This window comes from Escherichia sp. KTE31 (assembly GCF_000407925.1).
GTDB lineage: Bacteria > Pseudomonadota > Gammaproteobacteria > Enterobacterales > Enterobacteriaceae > Escherichia > Escherichia ruysiae.
This window is the reverse complement of the sequence record NZ_KE136722.1, coordinates 119,910-132,865: the sequence shown is the minus strand read 5'-3', so window position 1 is coordinate 132,865 and position 12,956 is coordinate 119,910. Positions and strand designations below refer to the sequence as shown.

The following is a 12,956-nucleotide window of genomic DNA, read 5'->3' as shown; positions in this document are numbered from 1 at the left end:
TTTATTTTCCTTGATTAATTAAGACAGGAATAACCTGAGTAAAATCATCCAGCGCCTGGTGTAAATCCCACTGCTGTTCTTTATTACCGCTGGAGCACAAAATTACTTTCAGCGATTTTAATAACCGTAATGCCGCCGCTGGCTGTTGCTGATGTTGTAATGCCGTCACCAGTTGCATGATGCAGGGGTTATTGAGATTGATATACAGACTTGACGTTTTGGTCTTTTGGATTTGCGAGGTAAATTGCCGTGCCAGCATTAACGCTGCGGTGCTAATACGTTTATCCGCGTCATCCTGTTCAAGAATTTGTTTTAATTCCGCTTCCCGATCTGGCGTTACCACTAATGGTAAAACGGCCGGTTCAAAGCGCGAGATAATTAATTGCTCGCCATCGCAGAGATGCTCTTCCAGATAAGCAACCTGCTCTTCGGGTAATTCCGCCAGGCTGAACAACTGCTCATTGCCCGTTTGCGTACCGACTTCAATAATCCGGCAGTGATATAACAGCGCCCAGCGGCGTAAAAATGGCACCACGGCATAGCGATCGCCACGAGCAACAGGTCGTTGCAGAATGTGGAACAGCATCTCTTCGAAACCGCCGTCGCGACTTAACAGAATATGAATGCTGTTATTAACGCGTAAATCTTTCGCCAGCAGCGCGCCTTTTGACGTTGGCACCTGTAAACGGTCTTTGAGCAAATCAAACAGACGGTCATCACACAACGCTGCGCCAAGCAACGCTTCGTTATGGCGCATTAATACCCGTCGCCAGATTTCTGGCTGATTTTGTGCGAGATCGGATAAACCAGAAATCAGCGCCTCTTTTAACGCCTCCTGCACCGCGACCCAGGTTTCGTCGCGCTGGAGATCTTCCCGGCTCGCCGTCGGCGTCAGTTTCGATGACTCAATCACGCCGCCAATAAAACCGGCCCAGGGCGGTAACAGCTCACGCGCTTCGTCATCGAGTAACATGCCGCGCAAAAACAGCGACAGGTTGCGGTTATCGCTGGTACCGTAGGTTGCGCCATCCTGAATCCATAAAATTCCAACTGCATCGCTCATTCCCGCTGGCACCACCGGAATGGTGCAAATAGGTTCAAAAGAAGATTCAAACTGGGCGGCAAAGGCGAGATTTTTACGCTGTACCAGCGCACGGTGCATCGTTACGCCGTCTGGCGTTTCTTCACGCCACGGTGGCTGGAGTTTGTTCACCGGCTCGCTGGCGTCCCCCACATAGACCGGTTCGTGCAGCAATATGCAGTAGCGGGAAAGGACGCGGTTCAGCAAATTGTTACTCGCCAGATGGCTGTACTCTTCTTTGAGCGTCAGAATCACCTGCGTCCCCGGCTCCGAGGTCTGATGCGCTGTAACGGTATATTTTTGCCCGTCGGTAGAGTGGTATTTCCAGCTCTGATCCGGCGTTTGCCAGGATGTTGTCAACACCGTGACCTCTTTTGCCAGTACAAATGCCGACAAAAAACCGAGGCCGAACATACCAATTAAACCGGTATTGTCATCCTGCTGGCGCAGCATTCGGGTATAACCCACGCCCACTGTAGCCAGGAAGCCGTGAATTTCGCTTTCTGTCAGACCCGCGCCGGTATCGCTAATGGTGATGGTGGATTTCGCCACGTCTGCCACCACACGAATAGAGTTATCATTTGGCGCATCGGGTTGCTCAATCCTGCGGCGCACGATCGCATCATGCCCGTTCTGCACTAATTCCCGCACGGCGACCACGGGGGTGGAGTAAAGATGCTTACTGAGCACCTCAATTAAGCCGTTTAAATTAACTTCTGTAGAATATGAACTGCCAGGTAACTGTAATGTACTCATTTTTCAATACTCATAATCCATCACCCACTATTGAAAATACATTGCTGTTTTTTACAACCGGTGCAAGGTTTGTTATTTTCATTCACTCATCGGAAACATTTATTTATTGACGCGATGATTAAAACAAAATGTCTTATATAAATAATGATTAATTCTTAAAGGATTAATGCGACTGGAGTATATCGATATAAACCGGAGTTAACGAGATAATTTCTTGTGGTGAAATTATTATTTAAATGCTGAATAACATATTCAGCATTATTTAATAAAAAAATAAAACCGCAATCCAGAATCAGAATTGCGGTATTTCTTTAATTATGAATCAACCGTTGCGGATGGGTATAAATCGTCGCCCGTCCCGGCTTACAAAAACCTACCAGCGTCAGGTTACATCGCTCGGCGACTTCTACGGCAAGCGTTGTCGCGGCAGACACCGCAAACAGAATTTCTACTCCGCACATCGCCGATTTTTGCACCATTTCATAGCTGGCGCGGCTGGAAACCAACACCGCCCCCGACTGCCAACGTTCACCTTCTTGCGCCCGCCGACCTAACAGTTTATCCAGCGCCACATGACGACCCACATCTTCATGTCCGCCCGCCAGTTCGCCAGACGGCAACATCCAGGCTGCGGCATGGGTACAACCGGTCAGTTGCCCCACGGGCTGGAAATCATTGAGATGGCGTAATGCATCATCCAGTTTGTTGAGATCAAACGTCTGGGTGAACGGCAGCGGCTGCACCGGTTTACCGATGTCATTAAGTTGCTCCACGCCGCACACGCCACAGCCTGTACGCCCCGCCAGCGCCCGGCGGCGCTCCTTCAACCCCATAAAGCGACGGCTGGAAAGTTCGATTTGCACTTCCAGACCATTACACGAGGGAACAACATCCATGCCGAAAATATCACGCGGGCTTTCGATTATTCCTTCGGAAAGCGAAAAACCAAGCGCAAAGCGTTCAAGGTCTTTTGGCGAAGCCATCATCACTACGTGCGAAATGCCGTTGTAGACCAACGCAACGGGAACTTCTTCCGCGACTTCATCAAGCCGGGAATGTTGTAAATCGTCACGCTGCCATAACTCAATTTGTCGCATTCCCGTGATATTTGTCACATTTTTGATTTCTTTTTGCTGTGTTTTTTTCACTTTCTCTTAACCAGATAAGAACACACACACCAAGATTATGGTATTCTGTTACAAACCCTTCCTGGATGGAGGGAAATTGAGCCAATTCTGGACCTTTGCGGCCCCTTCCGCAAAGAAAAATAACTCCCACTCCCTGCACACGCAGCAAGCGAATGTAAATGGGACGTGACAATGTCGAAACAAGGAGCAATCCATGCAGGTCAGCAGAAGGCAGTTCTTTAAGATCTGCGCTGGCGGTATGGCAGGCACCACGGCAGCGGCACTGGGCTTTGCACCCAGCGTAGCACTCGCGGAAACAAGGCAGTATAAACTGCTGCGCACCCGCGAAACCCGTAATACCTGCACCTATTGTTCTGTTGGTTGCGGGCTGTTGATGTACAGCCTCGGTGACGGAGCAAAAAACGCCAAAGCATCTATCTTCCATATCGAAGGCGATCCGGATCACCCGGTCAACCGTGGTGCACTTTGTCCGAAAGGCGCTGGCCTGGTGGATTTCATCCACTCCGAAAGCCGTCTGAAGTTCCCGGAATACCGTGCGCCTGGTTCTGATAAATGGCAGCAAATCAGTTGGGAAGAGGCGTTTGATCGCATCGCCAAACTGATGAAAGAAGACCGCGATGCGAACTACATTGCGCAAAACGCCGAAGGCGTGACTGTTAACCGCTGGCTCTCCACCGGGATGCTGTGTGCTTCCGCGTCGAGTAACGAAACCGGCTATTTAACGCAAAAATTCTCCCGCGCGCTGGGTATGCTCGCGGTCGACAACCAGGCGCGTGTCTGACACGGACCAACGGTAGCAAGTCTTGCTCCAACATTTGGTCGCGGTGCGATGACCAACCACTGGGTCGACATCAAGAACGCCAACCTCGTCGTGGTGATGGGCGGTAATGCCGCTGAAGCTCACCCGGTAGGATTCCGCTGGGCGATGGAAGCCAAAATTCACAACGGCGCGAAGCTAATTGTGATTGATCCTCGCTTTACGCGTACGGCGGCGGTGGCTGACTACTATGCCCCTATTCGTTCCGGTACTGACATTGCTTTCCTGTCAGGCGTATTGCTGTACCTGCTGAACAATGAAAAATTCAACCGCGAATACACCGAAGCCTATACCAACGCCAGCTTGATCGTGCGTGAAGATTACGGCTTTGAAGATGGCCTGTTCACCGGCTACGACGCGGAAAAACGCAAGTACGATAAATCCTCCTGGACTTACGAACTGGACGAAAACGGCTTCGCCAAACGCGATACCACGCTGCAACATCCACGCTGCGTGTGGAACTTGCTGAAACAGCACGTTTCCCGTTATACGCCAGATGTGGTTGAAAACATCTGTGGTACGCCAAAAGACGCGTTCCTGAAAGTCTGCGAATACATCGCCGAAACCAGTGCACACGATAAAACCGCCTCGTTCCTCTACGCGCTCGGCTGGACGCAACACTCCGTTGGTGCGCAGAACATCCGTACCATGGCGATGATCCAGCTGCTGCTCGGCAACATGGGGATGGCAGGTGGCGGCGTTAACGCCCTGCGCGGTCACTCCAACATTCAGGGGCTGACGGATCTGGGGCTGCTGTCGCAGAGCCTGCCGGGTTACATGACGCTGCCAAGCGAGAAGCAGACCGACCTGCAAACTTACCTTACCGCCAACACGCCGAAACCGCTGCTGGAAGGCCAGGTAAACTACTGGGGCAACTATCCGAAATTCTTCGTCTCAATGATGAAGGCCTTCTTTGGTGATAAAGCGACGGCGGAAAATAGCTGGGGCTTTGACTGGTTGCCGAAGTGGGATAAAGGTTACGACGTCCTGCAATACTTCGAGATGATGAAAGAGGGCAAGGTCAATGGCTATATCTGCCAGGGCTTTAACCCTGTTGCCTCATTCCCGAACAAAAACAAAGTGATCGGTTGTCTGTCGAAACTGAAGTTCCTCGTCACCATCGACCCGCTGAACACTGAAACCTCTAACTTCTGGCAGAACCACGGTGAGCTGAACGAAGTTGATTCGTCGAAGATCCAAACCGAAGTGTTCCGCCTGCCATCGACCTGCTTCGCGGAAGAGAACGGTTCTATCGTTAACTCCGGTCGCTGGTTGCAGTGGCACTGGAAAGGTGCGGACGCCCCAGGGATTGCACTGACCGACGGCGAGATCCTCTCCGGTATCTTCCTGCGCTTGCGCAAGATGTATGCCGAACAGGGTGGCGCGAACCCGGATCAGGTACTGAACATGACCTGGAACTACGCCATTCCGCATGAGCCATCTTCAGAAGAAGTGGCGATGGAGAGCAACGGTAAGGCGCTGGCCGATATTACCGATCCAGCAACCGGTGCGGTTATCGTCAAGAAAGGCCAACAACTTAGTTCGTTCGCCCAACTGCGCGATGATGGTACAACTTCCTGTGGCTGCTGGATTTTCGCCGGTAGCTGGACGCCGGAAGGCAACCAGATGGCACGCCGAGATAACGCCGATCCGTCTGGCCTCGGTAACACGCTGGGCTGGGCATGGGCATGGCCGCTTAACCGCCGCATCCTGTATAACCGCGCCTCCGCAGACCCGCAGGGTAACCCGTGGGATCCGAAGCGTCAGTTGCTGAAATGGGACGGCACCAAGTGGACCGGCTGGGATATTCCGGACTACAGCGCAGCGCCTCCGGGCAGCGGCGTTGGGCCGTTTATCATGCAGCAGGAAGGCATGGGGCGTCTGTTTGCTCTCGATAAGATGGCGGAAGGTCCGTTCCCGGAACACTACGAGCCGTTTGAAACGCCGCTGGGGACTAACCCGCTGCATCCAAACGTTATCTCGAATCCGGCTGCGCGTATCTTTAAAGATGACGCTGAAGCATTGGGTAAAGCCGATAAGTTCCCGTATGTCGGAACCACCTATCGTCTGACCGAGCACTTCCACTACTGGACCAAACACGCGCTGTTGAACGCGATTTTGCAACCAGAGCAGTTTGTGGAAATCGGTGAGTCGCTGGCGAATAAACTTGGCATTGCTCAGGGCGATACCGTGAAAGTCTCCTCCAACCGTGGCTATATCAAAGCCAAAGCGGTGGTGACCAAACGTATTCGCACGCTGAAAGCGAACGGCAAAGATATCGATACCATCGGTATTCCGATTCACTGGGGCTATGAAGGCGTGGCGAAAAAAGGCTTTATTGCCAATACGTTGACGCCATTCGTCGGTGATGCGAACACGCAGACGCCGGAGTTTAAGTCCTTCCTTGTGAATGTGGAAAAGGTGTAACGGAGACGACATATGGCTTATCAATCTCAAGATATCATTCGTCGTTCCGCGACTAACGGTCTGACCCCCGCGCCTCAGGCGCGGGACTTCCAGGAAGAAGTGGCGAAACTCATCGACGTTACCACCTGTATCGGCTGTAAAGCCTGTCAGGTGGCGTGTTCAGAGTGGAACGACATTCGCGATACCGTCGGCAATAACATTGGGGTGTACGATAACCCCAATGATTTAAGCGCCAAATCGTGGACGGTAATGCGCTTCTCGGAAGTGGAGCAGAATGACAAACTGGAATGGCTGATCCGCAAAGACGGCTGTATGCACTGTTCCGATCCGGGCTGCCTGAAAGCGTGTCCGGCGGAAGGTGCAATTATTCAGTATGCCAACGGCATCGTCGACTTCCAGTCCGAGCAGTGCATTGGCTGCGGTTATTGCATTGCGGGCTGTCCGTTCGATATTCCGCGCCTCAACCCGGAAGACAACCGCGTCTACAAATGTACGCTATGCGTTGACCGCGTGGTGGTTGGGCAAGAACCGGCCTGTGTGAAGACCTGCCCGACGGGCGCGATTCATTTCGGTACGAAAGAGTCGATGAAAACGCTGGCGAGCGAGCGTGTGGCTGAGCTGAAAACCCGTGGTTACGACAATGCGGGTCTGTACGATCCGGCTGGCGTCGGTGGTACACACGTGATGTACGTGCTGCACCATGCTGACAAGCCGAATCTGTATCATGGCTTGCCGGAGAACCCGGAAATCAGCGAAACAGTGAAATTCTGGAAAGGCATCTGGAAACCGCTCGCGGCTGTTGGCTTTGCGGCTACCTTTGCGGCCAGTATCTTCCACTACGTGGGTGTCGGCCCGAACCGTGCGGATGAGGAAGAGAACAATCTGCACGAAGAGAAAGACGAGGAGCGCAAATGAAACGACGTGACACCATCGTGCGCTACACCGCGCCGGAACGTATCAACCACTGGGTAACCGCCTTCTGCTTCATCCTGGCGGCGGTGAGTGGGCTGGGCTTTTTGTTCCCATCCTTCAACTGGTTGATGCAAATCATGGGCACACCGCAGCTGGCGCGAATTCTGCACCCGTTTGTCGGCGTGGTTATGTTTGCCTCGTTCATCATCATGTTTTTCCGTTACTGGCATCACAACCTAATCAATCGGGATGATATCTTTTGGGCGAAGAATATTCGTAAGATCGTCGTCAACGAGGAAGTAGGTGACACCGGGCGTTATAACTTCGGTCAGAAATGCGTTTTCTGGGCAGCGATTATTTTCCTGGTTCTGCTGCTGGTGAGCGGTGTGATTATCTGGCGTCCTTATTTTGCGCCTGCTTTCTCAATCCCGGTGATCCGATTCGCGTTAATGCTGCATTCATTTGCCGCAGTAGCGTTAATTGTGGTTATCATGGTGCATATCTACGCCGCCCTTTGGGTGAAAGGCACGATTACCGCCATGGTGGAAGGATGGGTTACCAGCGCATGGGCGAAGAAACACCATCCACGCTGGTATCGTGAAGTCCGCAAGACAACGGAAAAGAAAGCTGAATGAGTATTCGCATAATCCCGCAAGATGAGCTGGGTTCGAGCGAGAAACGTACGGCGGATATGATTCCGCCGTTATTGTTCCCTCGGCTCAAAAATTTGTACAACCGCCGCGCCGAGCGTCTGCGCGAACTGGCAGAAAATAATCCGCTGGGTGATTACCTGCGCTTTGCTGCGCTTATCGCCCACGCCCAGGAAGTGGTGCTGTACGACCATCCGCTGGAGATGGATCTGACTGCACGCATTAAAGAAGCCAGCGCACAAGGCAAGCCACCGCTGGATATTCACGTTCTGCCGCGCGATAAGCACTGGCAAAAACTGTTGATGGCGCTGATTGCCGAGCTGAAACCTGAAATGAGCGGTCCGGCGCTGGCCGTGATTGAGAATCTGGAGAAGGCATCAACCCAGGAGCTGGAAGATATGGCCAGCGCGCTGTTTGCCTCTGATTTCTCCTCCGTCAGCAGCGATAAAGCACCGTTTATCTGGGCCGCGCTGTCGCTCTACTGGGCGCAAATGGCTAACCTGATCCCCGGCAAAGCCCGCGCAGAATACGGCGAACAACGTCAATATTGCCCGGTTTGTGGTTCTATGCCGGTGTCCAGCATGGTGCAAATTGGCACCACTCAGGGTCTGCGTTATCTGCACTGCAACCTGTGCGAAACCGAATGGCACGTGGTGCGCGTAAAATGCAGCAACTGCGAGCAGAGCGGCAAACTGCATTACTGGTCGCTGGATGACGAACAGGCCGCGATTAAAGCCGAAAGCTGCGATGACTGTGGCACTTACCTGAAGATTCTTTATCAGGAAAAAGAGCCGAAAGTTGAAGCCGTGGCAGATGACCTCGCCTCCTTGGTACTGGATGCACGAATGGAGCAAGAAGGCTATGCCCGTAGTTCCATCAACCCGTTCCTGTTTCCGGGTGAAGGAGAGTAATCTCTGACGTTTTCCGGGTGGCGCAGGTCGCCCGGATTACAGCTCATAAGGTGTGATACACCATCTCTCGTATTCCGCGTTACCAATTCAAGTCCATGCTGTCAGTGCCTGTTTGGTCTCAATTTTCCCAGCAACACATCGATAAGGTTATTGGTATGTCACTGATGACAAACGTAAGATTGCCTGATGCGCTACGCTTATCAGGCCTACCCCAAAAACTGCAATATATTGAATTGGCATGATTTTGTAGGTCGAATAAGGCGTGCAAGCCGCATCCGGTATGAACAACGCGCACTTTTCAGTATTCTGATTGGTATCATTTTTGCCATTACCATTCCTCGCGCAGCTTACACTATTCTTCAACACCTACTGCCTCACTCCTTTGCTTGCCGCCTTTTACCCTACGCACCGGAAATTGCTGACGCTCCAGATATTGCTCTACCGCTTCGCGTAAAATTGCAGATCGCGAAACCTTACGCCAGCCCCTGAGCTTATTCAGCCGTTTAATTGCCTCTTCTGATAAATGAAGAAAAACCGTATTCATCGCCATTTTCACCACCTTACATAAATTACTCATTAATGTATGTGCGAAAATTACGCCGAAAAATTAACTGACGAAAGCTTATTTTTTCATACGGTTTTGTTTTTGCGAGACGTTTTCCAGAAATAATACAACAGTTGCAATTATTTTAATTGTTACTCAAAAATGGCTTAGTTATCGCCCAGAATAATTTATTACTCTTAATTAGGCGGGGACACTCCCACAGAAAAGCGACAATAAATAATAAGGATGAGTTATGGGTGTTATGAATATATTATATTCAAGAATATTTTTTTGATTGGGTCTTCATTTGCATCATCCAGGTGGTGTACCCGAAAAAAGTCAGCTTCTTTACAGCACCGGAGATTAAGGTGAAATTAATCATCCGTAACTGACCGGTCAGTGCCACCACCAACCGGTCTTTAATTAAAACGTCCACCCTACTCTTCTTCGTTCCCGCCCTCTTCATACGGGCCAAATGGCTTAGCGGGAAGAACGATATACGTCCCTTCAAACACCGCACCAGGCGTCTCGTCGCCAAAGATTTCAACCTGCATTTGCACCCGCGCTTTACGCCCGCGCGCCAGACGGTCGAGATCGCCACTTAACGCACCGAGGTCGGCTACCGCATGAGGTTTACCGCTAATCGGCTTGCTGTAACGAATATGCGCGTCAGCCAGAATAATCGTTCCGCCGAGATGACGTTCACGCAGCATCAGCCAGATAAGCCCCCAACCGGTGAGTGTTGCCAGCGAGAATAAACTCCCGGCAAATAACGTATGATGCGGATTCTGATTGCCGGTTTCCGGCATGGTGGTGATAAATTTTTGCCCAGTATATTGCTGAATACGCACGCCCATTTTTTCACTTAATGGGATGTGTTCATACCACGCCTGCTGGAGCTGTGCGCACCAGTCGCCGCGATGCAAAATATCATCCAGAGTAGCGACAGGTTTAATCATCAAAAAATGACGAATGGGCGTGGTAGTTGGTGTGGTGATTTCTCCCTGATTCACAAACCCCAGCTTGGCGAAAAACTCCACCGCATCTTCGCGGGCGCTACAGGTCACGCGTTTAACACCTTCCTGACGCGCCACCGACTCAAGCGTCATCGCCATCAGCGTCCCCAACCCTTTGTCCTGCACGTCCGGGTGTACCGCCATAAAACGGATGGAGGCTTCGTTATCGGCATTGATATACAGCCGCCCTACCGCCACCAGATTACCCTGCTCGTCAACGACCATCTGGTGATGCGCCATCGCATCCCACGCGTCGCGTTCCGAACCTTTTGGTTGATGCAGGGGTTTACGCAACATCTCCCAGCGAAACTGATAGTAACGCTCTAATTCTTCTTCTGTTTGTGGAACCCGAAGGTGATACATAGCGATACTCTCTCTTGTTTCCCGTGATACCCCTGGAAGCTGGCTCATACCTGCAACCAGAATGTCACGGGGCCATCATTGACCAGCGATACCTGCATATCCGCAGCGAAGCGTCCTGTTTGCGTGTTCATCTCCTGCTGACGGCAGCGTTCGACGAAATAGTCATATAACGCCTCTGCGCGATCCGGTGATGCGCCTTTGGAGAAACTTGGGCGCATCCCTCGTTCGGTATCTGCGGCAAGGGTAAACTGGGAAACCACCAGCACACTGCCGCCGGCCTGTTGCACGTTGAGATTCATCTTGCCTTCGGCATCGCTAAAGATGCGATAGCCGAGCACACGCTCGCACAGACGGTTTGCTTTCTGTTCGTCGTCATCCTTTTCGACACCCAATAACACCAAAAGTCCCGCGCCAATTTCGCCCGTCACTTCTCCCTCCACGGTGACGCTGGCACGGGTTACGCGTTGAATTAATGCAATCATGGTTCGTCGTCTTCTTCTTGTTCAGCTGCTTGTTTTAGTTTGCGGTATTCCCCGAGAGTGACAGTAATTTCCGCGCCAAGCAAGACGATACACCATGTCCAGTAGACCCAGACGAAGAGAATGGGGATCACCGCCAGTACGCCGTAAATGAGCTGATACGACGGGAACATGGTGATATAAAGCGCGAAACCTTTCTTTCCTGCTTCGAACAGGAGCGCGGCGACAAACGCGCCGACAATAGCGTCGCGGTTAGGTACGCGGATGGTAGGAACAATGCTGTACAGCAGCCAGAAGGAGATCCACGACAACAGCAGCGGAAAAATACGCAGCACATTGTCGATGACGGTATTGAGATCGCTCGCCCAGCGCAGGGAGAGCAGATAGGAACTGATCGCCAGACTGGCACCTGCCAACAGCGGCCCTAACGTCAAAATCATCCAGTACACGGCAAACGAGTAAATTTTGGGACGCACCCGTTTACTGCGCCAGATGGCGTTAAGTGCGCTATCGATGGAGTACATCAGCAATAACGCCGTGACGATCAGGCCACATGCCCCGACGGCGGTCATCTTGTTGGAATTGGCAACAAACTGTTCGATATATTGCTGGATAACATCGCCGGTGGCAGGCAGAAAGTTGGCGAAAATAAAGTGACGCAACTGAATGCTGACGTCGGAAAACATGGGAAAAGCGGCGAAAAGCGCAAAAACAACGGCAACCAGCGGCACTAATGAGAGCAACGACACATAGGCAAGGTTACCTGCCAGGGTTGTCATGTTGTCCTCATTAATGCGTTGCCAGAGTAGTTTCAGCCAGGCCCATAGCGGACGGGTACGATGCCTGGCTTTTTCATGGATGGTTTTTAGCATAACACCTTCGCGAAATAGTCCGGGATGGTGGTTTTATCTTTTACCTGAATGCTGGTAATGCCTAGCTGATTAGCCCCTTCTATATTATCGGCGTTGTCATCGAAAAAGACCGTCTCATCTGGTGAAAAACCTTCTGCCTGTAAAACATGCTGGTAAATTCGCGCTTCCGGTTTGCGCATACCTAAATCTTGCGACAGATAGATATGGTCGGCAGCGTTGCGGATTTCCGGGTATTCCTCCGGCCAGAAAGTGGTATGCAGGCGGTTAGTATTGGAAAGCACCACCACGCGATGCCCCTGTTCACGCAGTTTATGCATGATATCGATCACTTCCGGGCGCAGCGCGACAAACACTGCCTGCCAGCCGTGGGAGAACTGCTCGTAGCTTAGCGGTAAGGCCATCTCATGGCACAGCGCCTCTGCGAACGCTTCATCGCTAATTTCCCCACGTTCATGCTGATGAAACGCCTCCCCCATATGAAAACTCTTCTTAAGCGATGCCAGCGGAACACGCGTTAAATCGCTCCAGGCTCCCAGCACACGGTTAAAGTCGATATCGACAATCACATTACCTAAATCAAAGATATAGAGCATTTTTGCCTCCTTTCTCGCCACAGGAAATTAACTGTAGCGGGAAAGGAGGGGTTTGGCTATGTGGCAATATGGGTAATCTTGTGACGCTGATTGCGAAAAAGCAGAGTAATTTCACTGGCTTTTTCACAATAGATGAATGGTTAAGATTCAGGCGTAAATGGCCGACGAGTTTCTATGACCAGCGGCTTATCTGGCGTCACAAATTCCGGCGTTAGATTTATTGCGTCAGGTGCCTGGGTAAGCGGGTTAACCCAGGTGCATCGCGCTGGATGAAATCATAGCCTTTATTTTGAGGATGGCTGGGAAAGGCATTGCGATGGGTAATGGCGAGTGCCTGTGCTGAAAGTGTTATTGGTCACAACAACACTGACGCGATTGCGGATTTTC

At 51.6% G+C, this 12,956-nt stretch carries 11 protein-coding genes and 1 pseudogene; 4 read left to right on the top strand and 8 right to left on the bottom strand.

The annotated features are described in order from the left end of the window. Position 1: 1 nt before the first annotated feature. Together WES_RS20160 and fdhD are read right to left on the bottom strand one after the other, a co-directional pair. Entirely contained in the window at positions 2 to 1,837 is a 1,836-nt protein-coding gene (locus tag WES_RS20160; RefSeq protein ID WP_000105783.1) for an ATP-binding protein, read from the bottom strand. Positions 1,838 to 2,148: 311 nt separating this feature from the next. Beyond that, positions 2,149 to 2,985 carry a formate dehydrogenase accessory sulfurtransferase FdhD gene (gene fdhD, locus WES_RS20165; RefSeq protein WP_000753604.1) on the bottom strand — a complete coding sequence of 279 codons (837 nt, stop codon included), beginning with the start codon at positions 2,983 to 2,985 and terminating at the stop codon, positions 2,149 to 2,151. Between the two features lie 193 nt (positions 2,986 to 3,178). Between fdhD and fdnG the strand changes: the two genes are divergently transcribed. From fdnG to fdhE, 4 genes are read left to right on the top strand one after another with little or no spacing between them, the layout of a single operon-like run. Next, positions 3,179 to 6,229 (top strand): formate dehydrogenase-N subunit alpha, encoded by a 3,051-nt coding sequence (gene fdnG / locus WES_RS20175; RefSeq protein ID WP_010723259.1) that lies wholly within the window; start codon positions 3,179 to 3,181, stop codon positions 6,227 to 6,229. A 12-nt stretch (positions 6,230 to 6,241) separates the two neighbouring features. Then, positions 6,242 to 7,144, top strand: a complete 903-nt coding sequence (gene fdoH, locus WES_RS20180; RefSeq protein WP_000331377.1) for a formate dehydrogenase O subunit beta — start codon at positions 6,242 to 6,244, stop codon at positions 7,142 to 7,144. Then, on the top strand, positions 7,141 to 7,776 hold the full coding sequence (fdoI, locus tag WES_RS20185; protein WP_000829031.1) for a formate dehydrogenase cytochrome b556 subunit: 636 nt from the start codon (positions 7,141 to 7,143) through the stop codon (positions 7,774 to 7,776). The genes fdoH and fdoI overlap by 4 nt, the downstream gene beginning before the upstream one ends. Beyond that, on the top strand, positions 7,773 to 8,702 hold the full coding sequence (gene fdhE / locus WES_RS20190) for a formate dehydrogenase accessory protein FdhE (protein ID WP_000027708.1): 930 nt from the start codon (positions 7,773 to 7,775) through the stop codon (positions 8,700 to 8,702). The genes fdoI and fdhE overlap by 4 nt, the downstream gene beginning before the upstream one ends. Before the next feature lie 352 nt (positions 8,703 to 9,054). On the opposite strand, the gene WES_RS20195 is transcribed toward fdhE, so the two are convergent. The 6 genes and pseudogenes from WES_RS20195 to WES_RS23420 form a co-directional block, all read right to left on the bottom strand. Continuing rightward, on the bottom strand, positions 9,055 to 9,252 hold the full coding sequence (locus tag WES_RS20195; protein ID WP_001251295.1) for a ribbon-helix-helix domain-containing protein: 198 nt from the start codon (positions 9,250 to 9,252) through the stop codon (positions 9,055 to 9,057). Between the two features lie 431 nt (positions 9,253 to 9,683). After that, positions 9,684 to 10,625, bottom strand: a complete 942-nt coding sequence (gene fabY, locus WES_RS20200; protein WP_001297068.1) for a fatty acid biosynthesis protein FabY — start codon at positions 10,623 to 10,625, stop codon at positions 9,684 to 9,686. A gap of 44 nt (positions 10,626 to 10,669) precedes the next feature. Beyond that, positions 10,670 to 11,107, bottom strand: a complete 438-nt coding sequence (gene dtd / locus WES_RS20205; RefSeq protein ID WP_000560983.1) for a D-aminoacyl-tRNA deacylase — start codon at positions 11,105 to 11,107, stop codon at positions 10,670 to 10,672. Continuing rightward, positions 11,104 to 11,976 (bottom strand): virulence factor BrkB family protein, encoded by an 873-nt coding sequence (locus WES_RS20210; RefSeq protein WP_000920721.1) that lies wholly within the window; start codon positions 11,974 to 11,976, stop codon positions 11,104 to 11,106. Before WES_RS20210 ends, dtd begins: the two co-directional genes overlap by 4 nt. Beyond that, entirely contained in the window at positions 11,970 to 12,569 is a 600-nt protein-coding gene (gene yihX, locus WES_RS20215) for a glucose-1-phosphatase (RefSeq protein ID WP_016160053.1), read from the bottom strand. The genes WES_RS20210 and yihX overlap by 7 nt, the downstream gene beginning before the upstream one ends. Before the next feature lie 140 nt (positions 12,570 to 12,709). Beyond that, positions 12,710 to 12,826: pseudogene (locus WES_RS23420) on the bottom strand (aldose 1-epimerase); the annotation flags it as partial. Positions 12,827 to 12,956 lie beyond the last annotated feature (130 nt).